This is a genomic window from Nonomuraea harbinensis (assembly GCF_019396385.1).
GTDB lineage: Bacteria > Actinomycetota > Actinomycetes > Streptosporangiales > Streptosporangiaceae > Nonomuraea > Nonomuraea ferruginea.
The window spans coordinates 312,116-332,909 of the sequence record NZ_JAHKRN010000005.1 but is presented as its reverse complement, the minus strand read 5'-3'; the positions used below and the strand labels follow the sequence as shown (position 1 = coordinate 332,909).

20 protein-coding genes are annotated in these 20,794 nt (G+C 71.0%); 8 read left to right on the top strand and 12 right to left on the bottom strand.

What is annotated here, in order from left to right:
- Positions 1 to 123 precede the first annotated feature (123 nt).
- From KME79_RS08175 to KME79_RS08125, 11 genes are all read right to left on the bottom strand, one after another.
- Positions 124 to 1,302: a thiolase family protein gene (locus KME79_RS08175; protein ID WP_219543923.1), complete on the bottom strand. Its 1,179-nt coding sequence runs from the start codon at positions 1,300 to 1,302 to the stop codon at positions 124 to 126.
- Between the two features lie 16 nt (positions 1,303 to 1,318).
- Positions 1,319 to 2,644: a phenylacetate--CoA ligase family protein gene (locus KME79_RS08170; protein WP_219543922.1), complete on the bottom strand. Its 1,326-nt coding sequence runs from the start codon at positions 2,642 to 2,644 to the stop codon at positions 1,319 to 1,321.
- Positions 2,645 to 2,646: 2 nt separating this feature from the next.
- On the bottom strand, positions 2,647 to 3,291 hold the full coding sequence (locus KME79_RS08165) for a TetR/AcrR family transcriptional regulator (RefSeq protein WP_187280994.1): 645 nt from the start codon (positions 3,289 to 3,291) through the stop codon (positions 2,647 to 2,649).
- 14 nt (positions 3,292 to 3,305) lie between these two features.
- Positions 3,306 to 4,124, bottom strand: coding sequence for a cyclase family protein (locus tag KME79_RS08160; RefSeq protein WP_148029765.1), 819 nt, complete (start codon positions 4,122 to 4,124; stop codon positions 3,306 to 3,308).
- Positions 4,121 to 5,284, bottom strand: coding sequence for an acyl-CoA dehydrogenase family protein (locus KME79_RS08155; RefSeq protein WP_219543921.1), 1,164 nt, complete (start codon positions 5,282 to 5,284; stop codon positions 4,121 to 4,123). Before KME79_RS08155 ends, KME79_RS08160 begins: the two co-directional genes overlap by 4 nt.
- 87 nt (positions 5,285 to 5,371) lie before the next feature.
- Complete coding sequence (locus KME79_RS08150) at positions 5,372 to 5,791, bottom strand: GlcG/HbpS family heme-binding protein (RefSeq protein ID WP_219543920.1); 420 nt, start codon at positions 5,789 to 5,791, stop codon at positions 5,372 to 5,374.
- A 27-nt stretch (positions 5,792 to 5,818) separates the two neighbouring features.
- The gene (locus KME79_RS08145; protein WP_246639430.1) at positions 5,819 to 7,033 is read right to left on the bottom strand and encodes a CaiB/BaiF CoA transferase family protein; all 1,215 of its coding nucleotides are present in this window, start codon (positions 7,031 to 7,033) and stop codon (positions 5,819 to 5,821) included.
- Between the two features lie 26 nt (positions 7,034 to 7,059).
- Positions 7,060 to 8,001, bottom strand: coding sequence for an ABC transporter permease (locus KME79_RS08140; protein WP_219543919.1), 942 nt, complete (start codon positions 7,999 to 8,001; stop codon positions 7,060 to 7,062).
- A gap of 50 nt (positions 8,002 to 8,051) precedes the next feature.
- The gene (locus KME79_RS08135; RefSeq protein ID WP_219543918.1) at positions 8,052 to 9,038 is read right to left on the bottom strand and encodes an ABC transporter permease; all 987 of its coding nucleotides are present in this window, start codon (positions 9,036 to 9,038) and stop codon (positions 8,052 to 8,054) included.
- Positions 9,039 to 9,046: 8 nt separating this feature from the next.
- Positions 9,047 to 10,168, bottom strand: a complete 1,122-nt coding sequence (locus KME79_RS08130) for a sugar ABC transporter substrate-binding protein (RefSeq protein WP_219543917.1) — start codon at positions 10,166 to 10,168, stop codon at positions 9,047 to 9,049.
- A gap of 64 nt (positions 10,169 to 10,232) precedes the next feature.
- Positions 10,233 to 11,057 carry an ATP-binding cassette domain-containing protein gene (locus KME79_RS08125; protein ID WP_219543916.1) on the bottom strand — a complete coding sequence of 275 codons (825 nt, stop codon included), beginning with the start codon at positions 11,055 to 11,057 and terminating at the stop codon, positions 10,233 to 10,235.
- Between the two features lie 317 nt (positions 11,058 to 11,374).
- On the opposite strand from KME79_RS08125, the gene KME79_RS08120 reads away from it, so the two are divergent.
- The 4 genes from KME79_RS08120 (at position 11,375) to KME79_RS08105 (ending at position 14,566) form a co-directional block, all read left to right on the top strand.
- Positions 11,375 to 12,472: an amidohydrolase family protein gene (locus KME79_RS08120; RefSeq protein WP_219543915.1), complete on the top strand. Its 1,098-nt coding sequence runs from the start codon at positions 11,375 to 11,377 to the stop codon at positions 12,470 to 12,472.
- 26 nt (positions 12,473 to 12,498) lie between these two features.
- Positions 12,499 to 12,906, top strand: coding sequence for a metal-sulfur cluster assembly factor (locus KME79_RS08115; RefSeq protein ID WP_219543914.1), 408 nt, complete (start codon positions 12,499 to 12,501; stop codon positions 12,904 to 12,906).
- Positions 12,907 to 12,983: 77 nt separating this feature from the next.
- On the top strand, positions 12,984 to 13,649 hold the full coding sequence (locus KME79_RS08110; RefSeq protein WP_219543913.1) for a GntR family transcriptional regulator: 666 nt from the start codon (positions 12,984 to 12,986) through the stop codon (positions 13,647 to 13,649).
- A gap of 2 nt (positions 13,650 to 13,651) precedes the next feature.
- A complete protein-coding gene (locus KME79_RS08105) occupies positions 13,652 to 14,566 on the top strand; it encodes a hydroxymethylglutaryl-CoA lyase (protein WP_246639429.1) in 915 nt (304 codons plus the stop codon).
- Positions 14,567 to 14,614: 48 nt separating this feature from the next.
- On the opposite strand, the gene KME79_RS08100 is transcribed toward KME79_RS08105, so the two are convergent.
- On the bottom strand, positions 14,615 to 15,349 hold the full coding sequence (locus tag KME79_RS08100; protein ID WP_308248836.1) for an enoyl-CoA hydratase-related protein: 735 nt from the start codon (positions 15,347 to 15,349) through the stop codon (positions 14,615 to 14,617).
- Positions 15,350 to 15,681: 332 nt separating this feature from the next.
- Here KME79_RS08100 and KME79_RS08095 point away from each other — a divergent pair, with 332 nt between their 5' ends.
- From KME79_RS08095 to KME79_RS08080, 4 genes are read left to right on the top strand one after another with little or no spacing between them, the layout of a single operon-like run.
- Positions 15,682 to 16,245, top strand: coding sequence for a hypothetical protein (locus KME79_RS08095; protein WP_219543910.1), 564 nt, complete (start codon positions 15,682 to 15,684; stop codon positions 16,243 to 16,245).
- Positions 16,242 to 17,777, top strand: coding sequence for a chymotrypsin family serine protease (locus tag KME79_RS08090; RefSeq protein ID WP_219543909.1), 1,536 nt, complete (start codon positions 16,242 to 16,244; stop codon positions 17,775 to 17,777). The genes KME79_RS08095 and KME79_RS08090 overlap by 4 nt, the downstream gene beginning before the upstream one ends.
- Positions 17,774 to 18,721 (top strand): polyprenyl synthetase family protein, encoded by a 948-nt coding sequence (locus tag KME79_RS08085; protein WP_219543908.1) that lies wholly within the window; start codon positions 17,774 to 17,776, stop codon positions 18,719 to 18,721. The genes KME79_RS08090 and KME79_RS08085 overlap by 4 nt, the downstream gene beginning before the upstream one ends.
- Entirely contained in the window at positions 18,718 to 20,772 is a 2,055-nt protein-coding gene (locus KME79_RS08080; RefSeq protein ID WP_219543907.1) for an FAD-dependent monooxygenase, read from the top strand. Before KME79_RS08085 ends, KME79_RS08080 begins: the two co-directional genes overlap by 4 nt.
- The last annotated feature ends 22 nt before the right edge of the window (positions 20,773 to 20,794 follow it).

Genomic DNA, 20,794 nt, shown 5'->3' with positions numbered 1-20,794 from the left:
CCGCGCCTGGATCCGCGTGATCTGGCGCTGCTGGCTCGACGGTGTCCCCTACGACCCCGCCAAACACGGCGCCGCAGCGGCGCTCAACGAGTTCGTTGCTGCCTGAGGTTGACACAGGGAGTGTCATGCCGCCACCCGCTCGATGACGGCGGCGATGCCCTGCCCGCCGCCGACGCACAGACTCGCGACGCCGAAGCGGGCGTCGCGCCGCTCCAGCTCGTGCAGGAGGCTGACCACGACGCGCAGGCCGCTCTGGCCCGTCGGGTGCCCCAGCGCGATGCCGCCGCCGTTCACGTTGACCCGGTCCTCGTCGAGGTCCAGGGCGCGCACGTTCTGCACGATCTGCGCGGCGAACGCCTCGTTGATCTCGAACAGGTCGATGTCGCCCACGGACAGGCCGGCCTTCTTCAGGGCCGCGGGGATCGCCGCGGTGGGGCCGATGCCCATCATGGTGGGATCGACGCCGACGGCGGCCACGGACACCAGCCGGGCACGCGGGGTGAGACCTCGCTCGGCGGCGGCCCGGCCGCCGGCCAGCACGACCGCGGCGGCGCCGTCGGCCATCTGGCTGGCGTTGCCCGCCGTGACCGTGCCGCCGTCCTCGAAGGCGGGGCGCAGTGTCGAGAGCTTCTCCGCGGTCGATCCCTGGCGGAACGTCTCGTCCCTGGAGAGCGACCCCTCCTCGTGCGCCACCTCGACGATCTGGCCGTCCAGGATGCCCTCGTCCCAGGCGGCGGCCAGGCGCTGGTGGCTGCGGACCGACCAGGCGTCCTGGTCGGCCCGGCTGACGCCGTACTCGCGCGCCACCTTCTCGGCCGTCTGTCCCATGTTCATGCCGCAGATCGGGTCGGTGCCGCCGTCCCGCCAGCCGTCCGCCAGCAGGATGTCCCCGCGCCGCACCCCGCCCCAGCGCAGGGTGTACGGGGCGATGTACGGCATGGTCGACATGCTTTCCGCCGCCACGGCCAAGGTGAGCTCGCTCTCCCCCAGGAGGATGGGGTGCGCCGCGAGCTGGAGCGCCTTGAGGCCGGAGGCGCACGCCATGTTGACGGTCTGCGCGGGGACGGGCTCCGGGAGGCCCGCCTTGAAGGCGACCTGGCGTCCCGGGTTGGGGCCGTTGCCGGCCTGCCTGCAGTTGGACAGCACCATCTCGCCGATGTCGTCGGGCGACACCCCGGCGCGGTCGAGCGCCGCTCGCCCGGCCAGTCCGCCGAGCTCGACGAGCCGGACGTCCTTGAGGGATCCCCCGTACCTCCCGTGCGGTGTCCGTACGGCGCTCACGATGTAGACGTCGTCAGTCACGTTCACTCCTCGGTGTTCAGATCTCGCGGACCAGGCGCTTGGCCTTGTGGGTGCTGCGGGCGAGCGAGCCGGACGGGACCGGCTCGACCACCGCGCGGACGGTGAGCTCGGCGCGGATGGCGTGGGCGAGCCGGTCCACGGCGGACTCGGCGGCGCCGTCCTCGGTCTCCAGTCGCACCTTGACGCCGGTCAGGTAGCCGGTGGCCCGGTCGACCACGTCCTCGTCGATCACGATGAGGTACTCGCCGGTGGCGCCCGGGGTGCTGCGCACCAGGCTCTCCACCGAGCTCGGGAAGAAGTTGACCCCCCGTACCACCAGCATGTCGTCGGCGCGGCCCAGCACTCCCCCGCGCAGGCGGCCGTGGGTGCGGCCGCACGCGCACGGGTCCGGGTCGCGCACCACCACGTCGCCCGTCCACCAGCGCACGAACGGAGACGCCTGCTTGTCGAGGTGGGTGAGGACGAGCACGCCCGGGCTGCCGTCCGGGACCGGGGCGCCGGTCTCGGCGTCCACGACCTCGGCGTACACGAAGTCCTCGGCGAAGTGGCCGCCCGCCTGCCGCTCGCACTCCCAGGCGATGGGCTGGAACTCGAGTGAGCCGTAGCCGTCGAACACCTTGGCGTCCCAGCGTTCCTCGATGAGGGCGCGGGTCTCGGGGATGCCGCCGCCCGGCTCGCCGCCGACCTGGATCCGGCGTACCCGGTTGCCCGTCACGGGACGGCCGAGCCGTTCGGCGGTCTCGGCCAGGTGCAGCATGAACGACGGCGTGCCGCTGACGGCGGTGGTGCCGTACCTCGCCATGACGTCGATCTGGCGCTCGGTGTCGCCCGACCCGCCGGGGATGACCGTACAGCCGATCTTGGTGTAGGCGGCGGTGACGCCGAGCCCGCCGACGAACCAGGCGAAACCGAACAGCGCCTGGTACACGTCGGTGCGGCGCACGCCCTGGCTGTACGCGAACCTGGCGTACAGGTCGGCCCAGCGGTCGAGGTCCTGCCGGGTCCAGCAGACCGGCGCCGGAGAGGAGGTGGTGCCCGAGGAGAAGTGCACCCGGGCCACGTCCTCCGGGTGCACGGCCAGCATCGAGCCCCACGGCCCCCGTTCGGCCAGGTCCGCCACGTAGTCCGCCTTGCGCACGACGGGCAGGGAGCGCAGGTCGTCGAGCGAGCGCAGGTCACCCGGCTCGAAGCCGATCCCGGCCCAGGCCGCCTTGTAGTAGGCGCTGTTCGCCCCGACGTAGGCGAGTTGCCGCCGCAGTGCGGCGAGCTGGAACTCCGCGATGCGGTCCCTGGGCCAGGTCTCCACCTCGCTCCAGTATTCGGCCGAGCTCGGGCTGTCCATCTTCAGCTTCCTTTCAAACCGTTCACGATGAATCGGGCGAAGGTGTCGGCGACTTTCTCCACGTCGAGCGGCGTGCGGTCGGGGGCGTACCAGATGGGGATCCAGTTCAGGGCGCCGAGCGCCGACTTGACGACCAGGCCGCTGTCGGTGGCGGCGAAGTCGCCCAGCCGGACGCCCTCCTCGACCACGTCGATGAAGATCTGCTCGTACCGGCGGCGCAGCGCGAACACGTCGGCGAGCACGTCCTGGTGGATCGCGATCTCGGCGACCGAGCGCATCTCGATCGCCTGCACGGAGACGCGCTGCGCGTGGTTGCGCAGCATCATCATGGACGCGTGCAGGTGCGCCATCTGATACATGCGCTCGCCGGGTCCGGCGTCCTGGCGGGCGCTGATCGGTTCCACCGCGGCGATGAGATCGCGCATCCCGGTGACCACCACGTCGAGGAAGATCTCCGCCTTGCCCCGGTAGTAGTGGTAGACACGGCCCTTGGTGGCGCCGAGCTCGTCGGCGATCGCGTCGATGCTGGTCGCGAAGTAGCCCTTGCGGGCGAAGGCCCGCGCCGCCGCGTCCAGGATCGCCTTGCGGCCGTCCTCGCCGGGGCCCGGCCGGCCCAGTGCGGGCCGGCCGATCTCACTGCTGCTCAACGGGTGTACCGCCCTTACGTCCGAGGTACCAGGGCCAGTGGACGTATCGGTGAGCCGGTGCCGCCGAGGATGGGAAGCGGCGCGGCGATGAAGAAGAACTCCCAGGCCTCGCGCTCGCTGAGAGGTGCGAGGTTCATCGCCTCCATGATCGGCACACCGTGGTCCACCAGCAGATGACAGTGGACCGGCAACGTCGCCGCCGGCATCTTCTCGTAGGCGACGGTGTCGGTTCCGGAGGCGATGATCCCATGGCTGGTCAGCCATTCCGCCCCGGTGAGCGTGACCCCTGGGGCTCCGGTCGACGTGCCGAGGAAGGTGGCGTTGTCGTCCCAGTGCCGGTCCCAGCCCGTCCTGATCAGGACGACCGAGCCGGGCGCCGGCAGCGGGCGGGTCCGGAACCAGGCGTCGAGCAGGTCGGCGTCCACCCCGTCATCGGGGGTGAGGTCCCGCCCCAGCGCGACGGTGGCGTCCACGAGGTGGCCCGGCGCCAGGACCGGGGGCATCTCGTGGACGGAGTGCACGGCGACGCCGTCGGCGTACGACTGGTTCTCGGTCACGTCGAGGCCGCCGTAGATCCTGCCGAACCTGGAGACGTGCGCGAAGCCGTCCATGTGCGTGCCCACGTGACCGCCCGTGGTGATCATCTCGGCGGCGGCGGAGACGCCGTCGGGATACATCACCTCTCCATGCCGCTTGGTGAGGGTGAAGGAGTAGGGCGGATGGTTGGGGTGGTGCGGGATGCCGGTGTGGAGCCGGTGCGCCAGGTCGTACACGGTCGACGGGCCCGGCTCCGGCCATGGGACGTCGAGCGTCCAGTGGTCGGTGAATGTCACCGGCTCGCCTCCTCGGCCTCGGCCTTGATGAACCGCCCGAGCACGAGCCGCTGGATCTCCGACGTGCCCTCGTAGATCTCCAGGATGCGCTGGTCCCGGTACAGCCGTTCGGCGGGGCACGGCCTGCAGTAGCCGGCGCCGCCGAAGATCTGCACCGCCAGGTCGACGCTGCGGTGCGCCGCCTCGCTCGCGTAGAGCTTGGCCATCGCGCCGAGCACGCTGACGTTCTCTCCCCTGTCGTACGCGCGCGCGGCCTCGACGGTGATCATGCGTGCCGCGGTGATCTCGGTGGCCACGTCGGCGAGCGGGAAGGAGATGCCCTGGTTGTCGATGACGGGCTTGCCGAACGTCTGCCTGCGGCAGGCCTCCCTGCTGCCCACGTCGTATCCGGCCAGGCCGACGCCGACCGACTGGGCGGCCACGGAGATCCGGCCCGCGTCCAGCGTCCGCATGGCGAGACGCATCCCGCGGTTCAGCTCACCGAGGATGTCGTCGTCGCTGACGACCGTGTCCAGCTTGAGGTTGCTGGTCAGGGTGCCGCGGATGCCCATCTTGTCCTCGTAGCGGTCGATCACCACGCCGTCGGCGTCCTTGTCGACCAGGAAGGCGGTGATCCCGCGCGTGCCCGCTTCCGGGTCCGTCAGCGCGAACACGATGTAGGACTGGGAGGCCCCGCCGTTCCCGATGAAGATCTTCTCTCCGCGCAGGCGCCAGTGGTCGCCCTCGCGGACCGCGGTCGTCCTGATGCCCGCGGCGTCGCTCCCCGCGCCCTCCTCACTGAGCGCGAAGCTGACCGCCTTGCCCGCCGCCAGGCCGCCGAGGTGTTCGGCCTTCTGCCGGTCGGTGCCGGCGAGCAGGAGCGGCGTGCCTCCCAGGGCGTACGCCGCCAGGATCGACCCGGTGGAGGTGCAACCACGCGAGACCGTCTCGATGACGGCACAGGTGGTCTCCAGGTCGGCGCCCTGCCCGCCGTACTCCCGGGGCACGAACAGGCCCGCGAGACCGGACTCGACCAGTCTCTCCACGCTCTCCCACGGATAGCGCTGGTCGCGGTCGAGCTCTTCGGCCAGGGGGGCGAAGTGGTCCTCGGTGAGCCGGGCGGCGAGATCGACCCATCTCCGCCGTTCCCCGTCGAGCTCCGGTTGCCAGATGACCGCCACGGACACTCCTAACATACTACTGAGTAGGTTGGTTCGAGGATAGACCTGTGCCCGCCGGGCGGGAGGTTCCGTCCGGCGGGCAGGGGGCTAGGCCAGCGCGTCGAGCCCGGCCTGGGCGACCGTCATGTCCTGGCTGTAGTGGCCGCCGCTGACGCCGATGGCGCCGATGACCTGGCCGTCGGCCGTGATCGGGAAGCCGCCGCCGAAGACGACGAGGCGGTCGATGCCGGCGGGGGCGCCGATCGCCAGCGGACCGTCGTCCTTGATGAAGTCGTACCAGCCGTCCGTGGGCATCCCGAAGCCCGCGGCCGTGTACGCCTTGTCCTTCGCCACCTGGACGGAGAGCAGGGCGGCGCCGTCCATGCGGCCGAAGGCCTTGAGCACGCCGCTCTCGTCCACCACCGCCACCACCATGGCCAGACCCTGCTCACGGGCCTTCTCCACGGCGGCCGCGACGGCTCGCTGCGCGTCCTCGTAACTGATCGACGGCTTGTTGATGGGTTGCATCGTCGGGTCTCCTCTTTTCGATGGTCGTCAGATGACGCCGTCTGCGCGCAGACCGGCCAGCTCTTCTGGGTCAATTCCGGCGAACCGGGACAGCACCGCCTCATTGTGCTCGCCCATTTCGGGGCCGAGCGAGCGGATCCCGCCGGGGGTGGCGGAAAGCCGGGGGAAGACGTTCTGCATGGGGAACTCGCCGAATTCCGGGTGCGGGAGGCGGACGATGGCCTCCCGCGCGGCGAAGTGCTCGTCGGCGAACATGTCGCGGGCCGTGTAGATCCGGCCCGCGGGCACCCCGTGCTTGTGCAGGTGGTCGAGCAGCGCGTCGGCCGGCATGGTCGAGCACCAGTCCGCGATGATCTGGTCGAGCCACTCCTGGTTCAGGCCCCGGCCGCCGTGCGTGGCGAAGTCCGGATCGGCGGCGAGCTCGGGACGGCCCATGGCCTGGGCGAGCCTGCCGAAGACGGTGTCCTGGTTGGCGGCGATCAGGACCATGTCGTCGTCCTTGGTGCGGTACGCGTTGCTCGGCGCGACGTTGGGCAGGATCGACCCGGTCCGCTCGCGGGTGTAGCCGCCGATCGCGTACTCGGGCACGGTCGACTCCATCAGGGCCAGGACCGCCTCGTAGATGGCGCTGTCGACGATCTGTCCCCGCCCGGTCGTCTCGGCCACGCGCAGCGCACCCATGCACCCGAGCGCCGCGAAGGTCCCGGCCAGCGCGTCGCCCAGGCTGATCCCGACCCGGCTGGGCAGGGCCTTCGGATCGCCGGTGACGTGGCGGATGCCGCCCATGGCCTCACCGATGGAGCCGTATCCGGCCCGGCCGGCATAGGGACCGTCCTGGCCGTACGCCGACACCCTGACGATCACCAGGCGGGGGTTGATCTCCCAGAGCGTCTCAGGGCTGAGCCCCCACTTCTCCAGGGTTCCCGGGCGGAAGTTCTCGATCAGGACGTCCGCGTCGGCGATCAGCTTACGGAAGACCGCCTGGCCCTTCTCCACCCGCAGGTTGCAGGTCACGGACTGCTTGTTCCTGCCCAGGATGGGAAACCAGAGCGACTTGCCGTGCGGACGCTCGCGCCCCCACTGCCGCATCGGGTCGCCTTTGGCGGGGTCCTCCACCTTGATGACCTCCGCTCCGAGATCACCGAGGAGCTGGCCGCAGTACGGACCGGCGACCAGGACACCCGTCTCGATGACGCGTACCCCGGTCAACGGCCCCTGCGAGAACGCTTCCATGTGATTCATGCACCTTTCTCCATGCGGTCCGGCCCTCATCCGGTCGCGGGCTGGGCGATCAGCGGCCGTCGCACGCGTCCGCGGACCAGGTCGAGAGAGACCGCTCCGATGAGGGTGAGCCCGAGCAGCACGTCGGTCAGCGGCAGGGGCAGCCCGCGCAGCCGGAAGATGTTCCTGATCAGCTCCAGCGCGAACAGGCACACCAGGCCGGACAGGGCGCTGCCCCGCCCTCCTCCGGCGAGCCGGTAACCCGAGATGAGCAGGGCGCCGTACACGAGCAGCTCGACGCCCTCCCCGAGGTTGACCGCGGACGCGCCGGTCCGCATGACCTGGAGCGAGCCGGCCAGCGCGGCCACCAGGGCGACGACCACGAACAGCCACATCCGCATGCGGTTGGCCGGGATCCCGGCACGCCGGGCCGCGACGTCGTCGCCGCCGACCGCCCGCAGGTGGTTGCCCCAGCGGGTGTACCTGATGATCCAGCCGACGAGCACGGCCAGGACGACCACGCCGACCAGGACGACGGGGACGGGACCGATGGCGGTCTTCAGCGCCGCGCTCAGCTCCGGCGTGTAGGCGGCCACCGAGCTGCCGCCGCTGATCACGCTGACCAGCCCGCGGGCCGCCACCAGCATGCCGAGGGTCGCGATCAGGGGCCAGATGTGGAACCGCACCGAGAGCACGCTGTTGAAGAGGCCGACGGCGACCCCCGCCGCCGCGGCGGCGGCGACCCCGGCGAGCGGTGACTCCGAGAGCTGGAGCACCGTGGCGTACACGACGCCCCCCAGCCCGAGCACGGACCCGAGACTCAGGTCCGCGACCCCTCCCGTCATGGCCAGGCAGGCCACGAGAAGGATGATGGCCGGAGCCATGATCCCGCTCGACACGCTGGCCAGGTTGGCGACCGACAGGAAGCTGGGGGCGAACACGATCCCGCACACGATCACGATCGCGAGGAAGGCGAGACTCGTGGCCATGGGGCTCAGCAACGCGGTCGCCGAAGGTTTCGGGCGGCTGGTCAAGGTTCTCACCTCTTCTTCTCGCGCAATGAGTTGACGGCCAGGGCGACGGCCAGGACGAGGCCTTCGATGACGGGCTGCCAGCTCGACGACACGCCCCAGGTGACGATGGCCGTCGGCAGCGTGCTCAGCAGGAGCAGCGACGCGAACACCCCGCTGAACCGCCCGCGCCCGCCGGTCAGGGCCAGGCCGCCGAGCAGCAGGATCGAGATGACCCTGAACTCGGTGCCGGCCGTGAGACTGGACTGCACGATGTCGCCCTGGGAGGCGAGCACCAGCCCGGCGATGCCCGCGCAGAGCCCGCACAGGACGAACGCGACGCCCTGGACGCGCCGCGGGCTGATGCCACGGGCCCGCGCGGCCTGGGCGTTGCCGCCCACCGCGACGAGATGCCGGCCGGGACGCGTGCTCCTGATCACCAGGCCGACGATCGTGAAGACCACCAGCATCACCCAGAAGACCCTGGGGACGCCGAGCCACGCTCCGGCGGCCTGCTGGCGCAGGAAGGAGTCGCGCGGGATGGCGACGAAGTCCACGAAGATCCGGGTGACCCCGCTGACCAGGAACATCATGCCCAGGGTCGCCACGATCGGATGGATGCCCAGCCACAGCACGAGCCAGGCGTTGGCGGCTCCGATCAGCACCCCGAACAGCACCGCGACCAGCATCGCGGGCGGGAACGACCAGCCCTCGACGAGAAGCTGCGCCACGATCAGCGCGGAGGTGACGGCGGTGACCCCGACGGAGAGGTCGAACTCGGCACCGGACATCATGACGATGCCGACGCCGGTCACCATGATCCCGACAAAGGCCATGTTGAACGCCACGGCCACGACCGTCTGGCCGGACAGGAAGCCGGGGGCCCGCAGGCCGGTCGCCACGACGAGCGCCAGCCAGGTGAGCAGCAGCACCAGCGTGGTGGCGCCATGCCCCCGGGGGGCGAGGGCCGAGACCCTCGCCCACCGGTTCGTCAGTGCGATGCCTGAAGTCGACATTGGTCCGGCTAACCCTTGAGCCCGTACGTCTCCACGCCCTCGGGGCAGTACTTCTCGGCGGCCGAGGCCGAGCCCGCGTCGCCCGCGTACAGCTCCTCGATCCTCTGGTCCAGGCTGGGAATGCTCTTCACCTGGTCGTTGGGGAACTGGCACGCCGGGTTGAAGTGCGCGTTCGGGTCGGTCGGGGAATCGACGACCGCGGGAGCCTCACCTGCGACGATCTTGTCGAGGAGCTTGAAGATCTCCTTCGCGTATCCCTCGTACCAGAAGGCGGTCGAACCACCCAGACCGGGAGTGTCCACCCCGAACAGCATGAGGTCGGCGCCCAGCCCGTAGCCGAACACGTTGCCGGCCCGGCCCAGTTGCTCGGCGGCGTTGATGGTGCCGATCACCATGTTGTCGTTGCCGCCCAGGGCGAGGATGTTCTTGGCGTCCGGCTTGGAGACCAGGATGTCGCGGGCGACGCCCTGGGCGCCGTCCGGCGTGGTCGGCGAGTTGCGCCGCTGGATCACGTCGTCGGGAAGGTCGGGGCACGCCTCCTTGAGGCCCTTGAGAATGCCCTCGGTGCGCAGCAGCGCCACGTCACCGGAGGCTTCGTTCTCCAGCAGGGTCACCAGGTCGGGCTTGCAGTCCCAGTTCTCCTTGGCGTGGTTGCCGCCCGCGAGCCCGCTGAGCCGCCCGGCCTCGACGTTGTTGATGCCGAAGAAGTGCGCGCCGGGGTGGGCGATGTCGATCGCGATGACCGGGATGTTCGCGGCGTTGAAGGTGTCCATGAGCTGGGGGGCGACCTTGCCGTCACCCTGGAACTCCACCGCGTGCGTCACGCCCTGGGCGACCATCGTCTCCGCGTTGGAGACGGCGGTGGGCCCGTCCCGGTCGTTGTTGAGGACCACCAGGTCCCAGCTCCGCTTCTCGGCTTCCTTGCGCATGCCGGTGTCGAGCGCCTTCAGCACCGGGCTCTCCGGCTCGGCGAAGTTGGCGAAGCCGATGAACACCTTCTTGTCCGCGGCGGACTCGCCCGCCGCCGGCTCGGCGGTGTCCGTGGAGCCGCCACAGGCCGCGACCGCGGCGGTGAGCGACATGATGGCCACGGCCTTCAGCGGCCAGCGTCGTAGTCTGGACGTTGACATTTCGTACTCCGATCTCGCCCACACCAGGTGGGGTTCGACGAGGTTTCCCCGATCTCGGTGCCGCTCAGGACACCTCTGATCCCCCGGTGATGAGTCCGACGATGTCGTTGGCCACGACATCGCGGATGTGCCGTTCGCCCACCGTCCGGCCCTGGCGCATCACCGTCACCCGATCCGCCACCTTGAACACGTGCTCCAGATTGTGGGAGATCATGAGCACGGACACGTCCTGTGACTTCAGGGCCGTGATGATCTCCAGGACGCCCTCCGACTCCTGGACCCCCAGGGCCGCGGTGGGCTCGTCGAGCATGACGATGTTCTTGCCCCAGAGCATCGCGCGCGCCACGGCGAGCGCCTGGCGCTGACCTCCCGACATCGCGGATACGGAGTCCGCGAGTGACGGGATCTTCGCGCCGATCCCGGCCAGCGCCTGACCGGCGTCGTCCGCCATGCGGCGGCGGTCCACGAGCTTGAAGAGCCGGCCGAGCGGCCCGGCCTTGACGGGCTCCCGTCCCAGGAAGACGTTCTCGCTGGCCGACATGGAGTCGACGAGGGCGAGATCCTGGTAGACGGTCTCGATCCCGGCCCTGAGCGCGTCGCCGGGGCCGGCGAAGCGTCTGGACTCGCCGTTGATCAGGATCTCCCCGGAGTCGGGGACGACCACGCCGGCGATGGACTTCACCAGGGTCGACTTGCCGGCCCCGTTGTCGCCCATCAGGGCCATCACCTCACCACGACGCAGGTGCAGGGACGCTCCCGCCAGCGCCGCCACGGCCCCGAAGTTCTTCCTGAGATCCGTCGCGACGAGCACGGACGTGCTGTCGGGCCTGCCGCCGGACCGGGCATCGTCCTGCAGCGTTGCGGGGGATGCTGCTGTGTCGCCGTTCATAGGGCCTGAGTATCGGCCGAATCGTATGCAATCTGTCAAGGGGCAACCGGAACATTACTCCCCGGAGCAAGATGCTGAAAGGTCTAGTCCACGACTTCGGACTTCAATCTCTGATCATTGATACGAGATATCACCGCAGGTCACAGGCATTGGCTGCGTTGAATGACGGCAACAAGAAGGGCTGTCAGAGTCGGACCCGGCTGTCGGGACGTCTTGACGCCCCCGGAGGGTCGAGCCTAGATTGCACACACTTCACGAGGTGGACCGTTACAGGCGCCACACCCGTAGCCAACGCTGGAGGTTCCATGATCGGCGACATGCTCGTCATCGATGCCGTTGTCCACGGATACGACTTCCGGCCGGAGAACCGGAACCCGAACTGCCCGCAGGCTTCGTACGACGGCATGGTCGACTTCCTCTACCGCGTCGGGCACACGTCCGTGGAGTCGGGCAAGCCCGGCTACCTGATGTCCCGGGACGAGTTCACCGCCGGATGGACGGCCGAGGAGCTCGCCGAGATCGTCTTCGTGGAGAGCGACGTGGACGTCATGTACTACCACGGCGTCGAGATCGACGGATTCTTCTCCGGCGGCGCCTCGCCCTACGAGCTGGGCAAGGCGCTCAAGCGCGCCTACCCCGGCCGGGTCCAGCTCTACGCCCCCGTCGACCCGCTGCGCGGGCCGGCGGAGCTGGAGCTGATGGAGCAGCGCATCCGCGAGGACGACATCGACGGGCTGAAGTTCTATCCGACGAACGGCGTCATCGATCCGGAGATCAGCTCCTCGAAGCTCACCCTGCTCAACGACCGCGAGCTGGTGTTCCCGTACCTGGAGAAGGCGCGCGAACTCGGCATGCGGCGCATCGCGATCCACAAGGCGGTGCCGGCCGGGGCGGGTCCGCGGGTGCTCAACCACGTGGACGACGTGACCACGGCGGCCATCGCGTTCCCCGACATGACCTTCGAGGTCGTGCACAGCGGCTGGGCCTTCCTGGAGGACTGCGCCCTGCAGCTGCGCTCGCACGGCAACATCTACGCGACCATCGAGTCGGTCTCCAACATGATCGTGCGCAAGCCCCGGAAGTTCGCCGAGATCATCGGCACCCTCATGGCGCACGGCGGAACCGACCGGATCCTGTTCGCCACCGGGGTCCCGTCGGCGCACCCGCAGCCCATCGTCGAGGCGCTGCGCGACTTCACCATGCCGGAGGACCTGGTCGAGGGCTGGGGCTTCCCCGAGCTCACCGACGAGATCAAGGCCAAGCTCCTCGGCGGCAACGCCGCCCGCCTGCACGGCCTGGACCCGGCGGAGGTCAAGCGGAGGATCAGCACGGACGGGATCGCCGAGCGGCGCGCCGCCTACCTCGCCGAAGGCGAGCGCCCGTGGAAGCTGCACCGGGAACGGCTGGCCGCCTGACGCCCGGTTCTCTCAAGGAGGTGGAGATGGAAGCCGAACAGCAGGATCTGGTGGCCCGGGTCCTCGACGCGTGCAACGGGGTGCAGGACCCGTGCAGCCTCGGGGTCGGGCAGCCGATGGGGATCGTCGACATGGGCCTGGTCGAGTCCGTGGAGGTGCGGAAGGCCGCCGACGGCCGTGCCGTGGGGGTCGCCCTCAAGCTCATCACGACCGCTCCGATGTGCATGTACAGTCCTTATTTCGAACAGAGTGTCCGCCGCGAGCTGGCCAGCGAGCTGCCCCAGCTGGAGGATGTCGCCATCACCTGGGGCGACAGCACGGAGTGGGACGAGAGCCGTATGACACCGGCCGGCAGAGAAAGGCTGGTGGCCAACCGGAAATCCGTCCTGTTGCCGGTCGAAGTCGTACGAACACGGCACGCCGCCGTCCGATGAGCCGTCCGGTCTTGGCCCCCGTGGCGGTCACCTGTCCCCCGCTTCCACTGTCCGAACGTGAAGGTTGAGGTGCCGGCGTGGCCAAGGCTGAACGTACCTACGAACTCATCCGCGATCTCCTGCTGGGCTCCGCCTACAAGCCCGGGGACAAGCTCACGGAGGCGAGCCTGGCCAGAGCGGTGGGGGCGAGCCGCACCCCGGTCCGCGAAGCGCTGCGCCGGCTGCACACCGAGGGCTTCATCGAGTGGGAGCACAACATAGGAGCCCGGATCCCCGAGTGGAGCCCAGAGGATCTGTGGGACCTGTTCACGGTGCGGGCCCAGCTGGAAGGAGCCGTCGCCCAGCGGGCCGCGCACCGCATCACCGCCGAGGAGCTCGAACAGCTCCGGGATCTCAGCAGGCGCATGGAGGCGATGGCGGAGCAGGCCGAGCCCGGACACCTCGACCAGATCGCCGAGCTGAACGGCCGGTTCCATCAGATCGTCATGAACGCCAGCCGCAACCAGCGGTTGAGCAGCCTGCTCTCGGCCCTGGTGCAGGTCCCTCTCGTCTATCGGACCTTCCGGCAGTACGACAGGGACGCGCTGTCGCGCAGCATGGCCCACCATCGGGAAGTCCTGGTGGCCTTCGCCAACCGCGACGGGGAATGGGCCCAATCCATTATGCAGTCGCATATCTACAGCGCCCGTTCGACATTGACGAACATGGGCCGCGCGAAGAATCCCGACACGGAAAGCGATTGATCTTGGGGAACACCCATTCTGTCGGCATCGTCGAGGTCGGCCCGCGGGACGGCCTGCAGAACGAGCCGGAATTGCTCGACACGAGCACGAAAGTCGAATACATCGACCGCCTGATCCGGGCCGGCGCGCGCCGGATCGAGGCGGTGAGTTTCGTCCATCCGAAGCGCGTGCCACAGATGGCCGACGCCGAGGCCGTGATGGCCGCCGTGCCCAGGCCGGCCGGCGTCTCCTACATCGGACTGGTGCTCAACCGGCGTGGCCTGGACAGGGCCTTCGCCGCCGGCGTCGACGAGGTCAACTACGTCGTCATCGCCACCGAGACGTTCAGCCTGCGCAACCAGGGCATGGGCGTCGAGGCGTCGCTCGACGCCTGGCACGACATCGCCGCGGCTGCCAGGGCCGCCGGGATCCGGGTCAGCCTCACGGTGTCGGCCGCCTTCGGCTGCCCCTTCGAGGGCGAGGTCCCCGCCGACCGGGTCCTGGAGATCGTCCGGTCGGCGCTCGCCACGCCCGCCGACGAGATCGCGCTCGCGGACACGATCGGCGTCGGGGTGCCGCACCAGGTCCGGGACCTGGCGGCCCGGGTCGCGGAGGCCGCTCCCGGCGTGCCGCTGCGCATGCATTTCCACAACACCCGCAACACCGGGTACGCCAACGCCCTGGCAGCGGTGGAGAGCGGGGTGCGCACCCTTGACGCGAGTGCGGGCGGGATCGGCGGCTGCCCCTTCGCCCCCGCCGCCACCGGCAACATCGCCACCGAGGACCTGCTGTACACGCTGCACCGCAGCGGCATGCGGACCGGCCTCGACCTCGAAGCGACCGCCGCGACGGGCACCTGGATCTGCGAGCGGCTGGGGAAGACGCAGCCGCCCGCGATGCTGGGCCGAGCCGGCGGCTTCCCGGCCGGGGCGCGTTAGCACCGCGCCGGCCCGCTCTCCTCGCGGAGAACGAGCCGGCGCCCCGGATCAGCGTCCCTGGAACTGAGGGGGCCGCTTCTCCAGGAAGGCGTCGATGCCCTCCGTCCGGTCGGCCGACGACAGGGCCACCATGAGCTGGGACCGCTCGAAGTCCAGCCCGGCGGAGACGCCGATCTCCTCGGAGGCGCGCAGCGCCGACTTGGCGAGCAGACCGGCCACGGGGCTGTGCCGGGCGGCCTCCTCCGCCATCGCCACCCCGGCCTCCACCACGCACTCCGCCGGCACGACCCTGTTGACCAGGCCCATCCGCTTGGCGGTCCACGCGTCGACGGTCTTACCGAGAAGCACGAGCTCGGCGGCCTCGAACCGGCCGGCCACCCGGGCCCACCGCTGCGTCCCCCCGGCGCCCGGGATGAGCCCCAGGCGGATCTCGGGCTGGCCGAACACGGCCGAGTCGGCGGCCACCACGAAGTCGCAGCTCAAGGCCACCTCGCAGCCGCCGCCGAGGACGTATCCGGCGACGGCGGCCACCAGCGGCTTCTTGAAGGCGGCGATCCTGGGCCAGGCCTTCTGACGCTCCGCACGCAGGTAGTCGGCGGGGGTGGTGTCCCGGAGCTCACGCAGGTCCGCCCCGGAGGCGAACAACTTGGTGCCGCCGGTCAGCACGACGGCGCGGACCGAGGACTCGCCCTCCGCCCAGTCGAGCGCCTCCACCACGCCTTTCAGCATTTCCGAACTCAGCGCGTTGCGTTGCCGGGGGCGGTTCAGCGTGACAATCGCCACGTGTTTCCGCTGTTCGATCAGAATGGGCTCGTCCGGTCCGTTCACGAATTCCTCCAGGACTAGGCTTTCTGAATGGACATACTACCTAGTAGGTTGCCCATTATCCGAGCGGCTTCGCGGCATTCCACGCCGATTTCCCGGGAGACGCGTGCCGTCGCTGCCGGTCGGGTCGTACCGCGCGAGGCGCGCCCCTCCGCCGGGCGGTCACGGGCGGCGCCGGCACGGCCCGGTTTCGCCGGAGCTCTTGATCACGGGTTCATGATCGCGATACTTTTCCGCCGAACATGACAGATCGTCATCTTCACGTACCGCAGGAAAAGAGACATCGGCTGATGCGCGACCACCCACCTCGATCGGCCTTCGTGACCCGCCGGACCGTGCTGCGCGTGTCCGGCGTGGCAGGATCCACCCTGCTCGTCGGCGCCGCCGCGGCCACCCCCGCCTCGGCCACCGCCGAGGCGTTGTCGCCCGAGCAGCGCACGATGGCGCTGCGGGTGGCCAAGGCCGGAGCGATCTACCCCATCGAGGTCCCCGGCTTCGGCGAAGGGGGCACGGCGAGCAGCCGGGCCACCGCCTCCCGGCTGCGTGCCACCGAAGCCAGGCTGCGGCCGGCTCGGCTGGCGGCGGTCCGTACCGGGGCCGACCTCCTGATCTCCCAAGGCCTGCTGGCCGCGCCACGGCCGGCGCTGCTCGCGGGCATCGGCCGGGCCGCCGCCACCGCGGCGCCCGCCGAGCGGCAGGGCCTGATCGCGCTCGCCGCGCTCGGCGCGGCCACCGTCTCCCGCCACTTCGACCCCGCCTCCGACAGCCTCGCGACCGTGTGGATCGGCGGCCTGGCTCACCTGCACGAGCAGGGCATGCGGCCCGACGCCCTGCGACACCTGGAGACGCGATGAAGCTCAGCCGGGAGACAGAGGACCGGCTGCACCGGGGCAAGCGGAAGATCCTGGACTCCTTCGGCGCCGACCCCAACGTCACCGGCGCCGGCATCGGGTTCCGCCGCCGCGGCGGGCAGTGGACCGAGGAGCCCGCCGTCGTCGTCCTGGTCGCCAAGAAGCGCCCCGCGGCGCTCGTGTCCAACCGCCGGCTGCTGCCCGCGACCGTCGAGGTGGACGGGGTCACCTGCGAAGTGGACGTGATCCAGGCCGGACCGTTCACCATGGGCACGGTGACGGCGACCGCGGCCGCCGACAAGGTCACCGGGCGCATGCGCCCGCCGCGGCCGGGCTGCAGCATCTCCAACCCCATGGACGGCGACACCGCGGGCACGCTCGGGCTGTTCGTGCTGGACAACAAGGACGGCAAGGTGTGCCTGCTGTCCAACAACCACGTGATCGCCCGCATGGGACGGGCCACCCCGGCGGAGGACATCATCCAGCCGGGCGCCTACGACGGCGGCACGCGGCCGGACGACATCATCGCCTACGTGAAACGCTGGGCGCCCATCGACGACGGCACCAGCGTCGACGCCGCCATCGCCGAGCTGACCGACCAGAAGGGCTTCGTCCTGGAGCCCGCGCTCGACCGCATGCCCGGCCCGTCGGCCGATCACCCCGTCGTCGGCATCCACACCGCGGGCGACGGGTACGGCACCAACGCGCTCGTCAGGATGGACAAGGCCCTCGCCGCCCTCGACGTGTCGGTGGCCGTCAGGGACGCGAGCGGCAAGGTGGTGGCGGCCCCCGACGCGGTGGTGGCCCCCGAGCCGTACATGAAGATCGAGAAGGTCGGCAGAACCTCGGGCTACAGCTCCAGCACCATCACCGCCATCGGCGTCGAGTCGTACCTCGACTCGATCCGGTTCACCGATCTCATCCTCACCGAGAGCTTCGGCTCACCCGGGGACTCCGGCTCGGCGGTGTTCGCGGGAGGCGACGGCTCCACGTTCGTCGAGCCCGAGAACCAGCGTCCGTGCCCGCTCCTGTCGACCGTCGGCGACTACTACCGCCTGCCGCTGACCCAGGACAACGACCTCGCCGACGACCTGCGGGACGACTTCCTGGCCCAGAGCCTGGTCGGCAGGCTCCTTACCCGCCTCGCCTACCTCAACCAGCAGGCGGTGGTCGACCGGCTGGCGGGCAAGCAGGCCACCGGGTCGGAGCTCTCCTACGCCTCGCAGTACTACACGAAATATCACGACTTCATGGCCACGGTGCTGGCCGACCCCGGCTCGACCGCCGTCGTCACGGAAGAACATCTCGAAGACGTCGCCATGATCATCTACGGCCTGAACCAGACGGTGCTGACCGCGGAGGAGGGCCGGCTCGCCTTCAAGCTCTTCCAGGAGGCGCTGACGCCCACCCTCGGCATGAACCGGCGGCAGGTGCTCGCCTACATGAACCAGCCGGACCTGTACAAACTCGTCTACGACGCCATCGCCGCGGTGCCGACCATCGAGACGAACGGGCCGCTGGAAATACCGGGATGACGACCACGGCACCGCCCGGATCCTTCACCGCCGGGGTGCACGACCGGCTCTCGCGCCTGGCCGACGATCTGCCGGAGCTGGTCCGGGGCCCGGTGCGGACGCTGATCGCCGGGCCGGGCAAGTTCGCCCGGCCGCGGCTGCTGGCCGCCTGCGCGGCCTTCGGCACGCCCGACCCCGGCCGGCTGGTACGCCTCGGCGCCGTGGTGGAGCTGGCCCACCTGGCCTCGCTCCTGCACGACGACGTCATCGACGAGGCGCGGACCCGCCGGGGAGCGCCGGCCGCGCACACGGCGGTCGGCACCGAACAGGCCATGCTCGCCGGGCTGGCCTGCTTCGCGCTGGTGGGCACGGAGGCCGCCGACCTCGGGGAAGGCGTCGCCGGGGCGGTCAGCACGGCCGTCGCCACGCTCGCCTACGGCGAACTGCTCGACGTCGAGCGCGCCTTCGACACCGCCTTCCCCCTGCCCGCCTACCTGGAGGTCGTGCGGTGCAAGACCGCCGAGCTGTTCCGGCTGTGCTGCCTGCTCGGCGCCGCGGAGGGCCGGTGCGGGCCGGGTGAGACGGACGCGCTGGTACGGTTCGGCGCGGCGCTCGGCGTCACCTTCCAGATCCTCGACGACTGCCTGGACCTGAGCCCGTCCGGCTCGGGCAAGCCGATCGGCACCGACCACGCGCTGGGCCTGTTCGGCGCCCCCACCCTGTACGCGCTACGCGCCGACCGGGGCGGGGAGCTCGCCAGGCTGCTGCTGTCGCCGTCGTTCGGCGTCCGGGACCTGCCCGAGGCGCACGCTCTCATCAAGGACCGCGGCGGGCTGGAGGCCGCGGCCCGGCTGGCCGCCGACTGGCATGGTCAGGCGCTCGACGCCCTGCGCGGGCTGCCCGCGGGCGACCCCCGCGACCGCCTGGCCGCGCTCACCACCTCCCTCCTGGACGTCCCTTCATGACCGTTCATCTCGCGGCCGACGTGCTCGTCGTCGGCGCCGGGCCGGCCGGGGCGATCGCCGCCGCCGAGCTGGCCCGGCACGGCCTGCGTGCCGTGCTGGCCGGTCAGGACGACGGGCGGGCGGACCACGACCTCGTGCTGAGCGGGGCGGCCCTGCGCGGCCTGGCGTCGGTCGGCGCGCTGGAGGAGGCCGGCGCCCGCGTCGTCGACGCCGTCGAACTGCGGCTGGGCCCGGGCGACGGCCACGTGCTGCCCGAGGCCGTGAGCGCCGTCTGCGGCCGGCGCCGCCTCCTCGACGGGCTGCGCCGGACAGCCGTCACCGCGGGCGCCACCTGGCTCCCCGGTACGGTCTCCGACCCCGTACGGGAGGAAGGCGTCTGGCACGCCTCCACCGGCGGCACCACCGTGTCGGCACGCCATCTCGTGCTCGCGACCGGGGCTCCCCCCACCGGCACGTCGCACGCCACAGGTCTGCTGTGCGCGCGCCCGTACAGCGGAGTGGACCTGACCACGTCGATCGTGCTGGCCCTGCCCGCGCCGCGGACCATCGACCCTGCGGAACGGCCCACCTGCGTGTGGGCGGTGCCGGGCGGAACGGCCGGCACCTGCACGATCGGCGCCTCCAGGCTCGGCCCCGCCGACCCGGATGAACTGCTTCAGACCGCCCTGACCGTCCTGGCCGGCGGGGACCCGCGCTTCGCCGCGGCCGTCCCCACGGGCCCGGCGGTCACCGGGGCGCTCAACAGCGGCTTCTCCCCCGAGCGCAGCGTCCAGGACGGGCGGCTCCTGGTCGGCGACGCGGCCGGGCTGGTCAACCCGTTCACCGGCGAAGGGCTGAGCTACGCCGTGCAGAGCGCCGTTCTGGCGGCCCGTGCCATCGCCGGCCATCCCGGCGACGCGGCCGCGGCCGGGCGGGCCTACACGCGGCGGCTGTCGGCGACGTTCGTCGGCTACTTCGAGACGGCGACACACGCCGCCCGGCGTTACCACCTCGCCTGGCGGGTCCTGGTGGCCACGGCCGGCGACGAGCGGCCCGTCTCGGCCAAGGTCCGGCGGGCCGTGCTGACCCCGGAAGGGTTCTCCGGGCTGACGGCCGCCGACCTCATGCCGCTGCCCGCCGCCGACGTGGCGCTTCTCGGGCCGTTCCTGCTCGCCTGCGACGAGGTCGCGGTGCGTGCCGTCCGTGCGGAATGGCCGTTCATCGCCCGTCTGCTGATCGCCGGGGAACAGGCTCCCCACCAGCGTCTGCGCCCCGCCGTGCCGTTCTTCGCCGCGTTGCTGGCCGGTGGGAACCCGCCCGACGCGACGATGGCCACCCTCGCCGCCGCGATCGAGCTCGCCACCCTCGGGGCGCTGGCCTTCCTCGGCCCGATGCCCTCGCGTGCGGCCCCGGGCAGGAGGGTGGACTGGGCCGTCGCCAGCACCGTGCTGGCGGGCGACTTCCTGCTGGCCCAGGCGTCACGGCTGGTGGCGGCCTCGGCGCCGGAGGTGTCGTGGTCGTTCGCGGACTGGCTGGGCGAGCTCGCCGCGCTGCGCGCCGCCAGGATCGACCCGGCGGGCCGGTCGCGGGCGGGAGAGGTGTTCGCCGCGCTGCTGGAGTTCCCCTCCCGCATCGGGGCGCAGCTCGGCGGGGCGTCCCCCGAGACCGTCGGCGCGCTGCGGAGCTTCGGCGGCCACAGCGGGCACGCCTTCCTGCACGCCGAGGAGGTCCTCGCGCTCCGCGGCGAGCGCACCCGGCTCGACGTCACCCTGCCCGCCATGCTCGCGGGACGGCTCTCCGCCATCCCCGACGACCTGCCGGGGATCACCGGCGGCCTGCTCGCGGGCGACCCTGGCGCCCGGTCCGAGGCCATGGACCTGGCCGCGACCGGCTGCGAGGACGCCCACCGCGCGGCCCTGGCCGCGCTGCGGAACGTCACCCATCCGGTGTCCGCGCGCATCCTGCGGAGCTTCGTCGCGACCTTGTGCGCCCCCTGCGCACCACCGTCAGCCGCCGGCCCAGCAGGAACGGCTCCGGCGGACCGGCCCGACCCGTCCGCGCCGGTGAGCTGACGGGTCGTGTGGAGCCCGCCGG

Bases quoted from the DNA above. Each gene is read 5' to 3' on its own strand.
- KME79_RS08170 (WP_219543922.1), bottom strand. From the start codon at position 2,644: ATGGACAGCCCGAGCTCGGCCGAATACTGGAGCGAGGTGGAGACCTGG.
- KME79_RS08150 (WP_219543920.1), bottom strand. From the start codon at position 5,791: ATGCAACCCATCAACAAGCCGTCGATCAGTTACGAGGACGCGCAGCGA.
- KME79_RS08145 (WP_246639430.1), bottom strand. From the start codon at position 7,033: ATGAATCACATGGAAGCGTTCTCGCAGGGGCCGTTGACCGGGGTACGC.
- KME79_RS08140 (WP_219543919.1), bottom strand. From the start codon at position 8,001: ATGGCCACGAGTCTCGCCTTCCTCGCGATCGTGATCGTGTGCGGGATC.
- KME79_RS08135 (WP_219543918.1), bottom strand. From the start codon at position 9,038: ATGTCGACTTCAGGCATCGCACTGACGAACCGGTGGGCGAGGGTCTCG.
- KME79_RS08130 (WP_219543917.1), bottom strand. From the start codon at position 10,168: ATGTCAACGTCCAGACTACGACGCTGGCCGCTGAAGGCCGTGGCCATC.
- KME79_RS08125 (WP_219543916.1), bottom strand. From the start codon at position 11,057: ATGAACGGCGACACAGCAGCATCCCCCGCAACGCTGCAGGACGATGCC.
- KME79_RS08120 (WP_219543915.1), top strand. From the start codon at position 11,375: ATGCTCGTCATCGATGCCGTTGTCCACGGATACGACTTCCGGCCGGAG.
- KME79_RS08115 (WP_219543914.1), top strand. From the start codon at position 12,499: ATGGAAGCCGAACAGCAGGATCTGGTGGCCCGGGTCCTCGACGCGTGC.
- KME79_RS08095 (WP_219543910.1), top strand. From the start codon at position 15,682: ATGCGCGACCACCCACCTCGATCGGCCTTCGTGACCCGCCGGACCGTG.
- KME79_RS08090 (WP_219543909.1), top strand. From the start codon at position 16,242: ATGAAGCTCAGCCGGGAGACAGAGGACCGGCTGCACCGGGGCAAGCGG.
- KME79_RS08085 (WP_219543908.1), top strand. From the start codon at position 17,774: ATGACGACCACGGCACCGCCCGGATCCTTCACCGCCGGGGTGCACGAC.
- KME79_RS08080 (WP_219543907.1), top strand. From the start codon at position 18,718: ATGACCGTTCATCTCGCGGCCGACGTGCTCGTCGTCGGCGCCGGGCCG.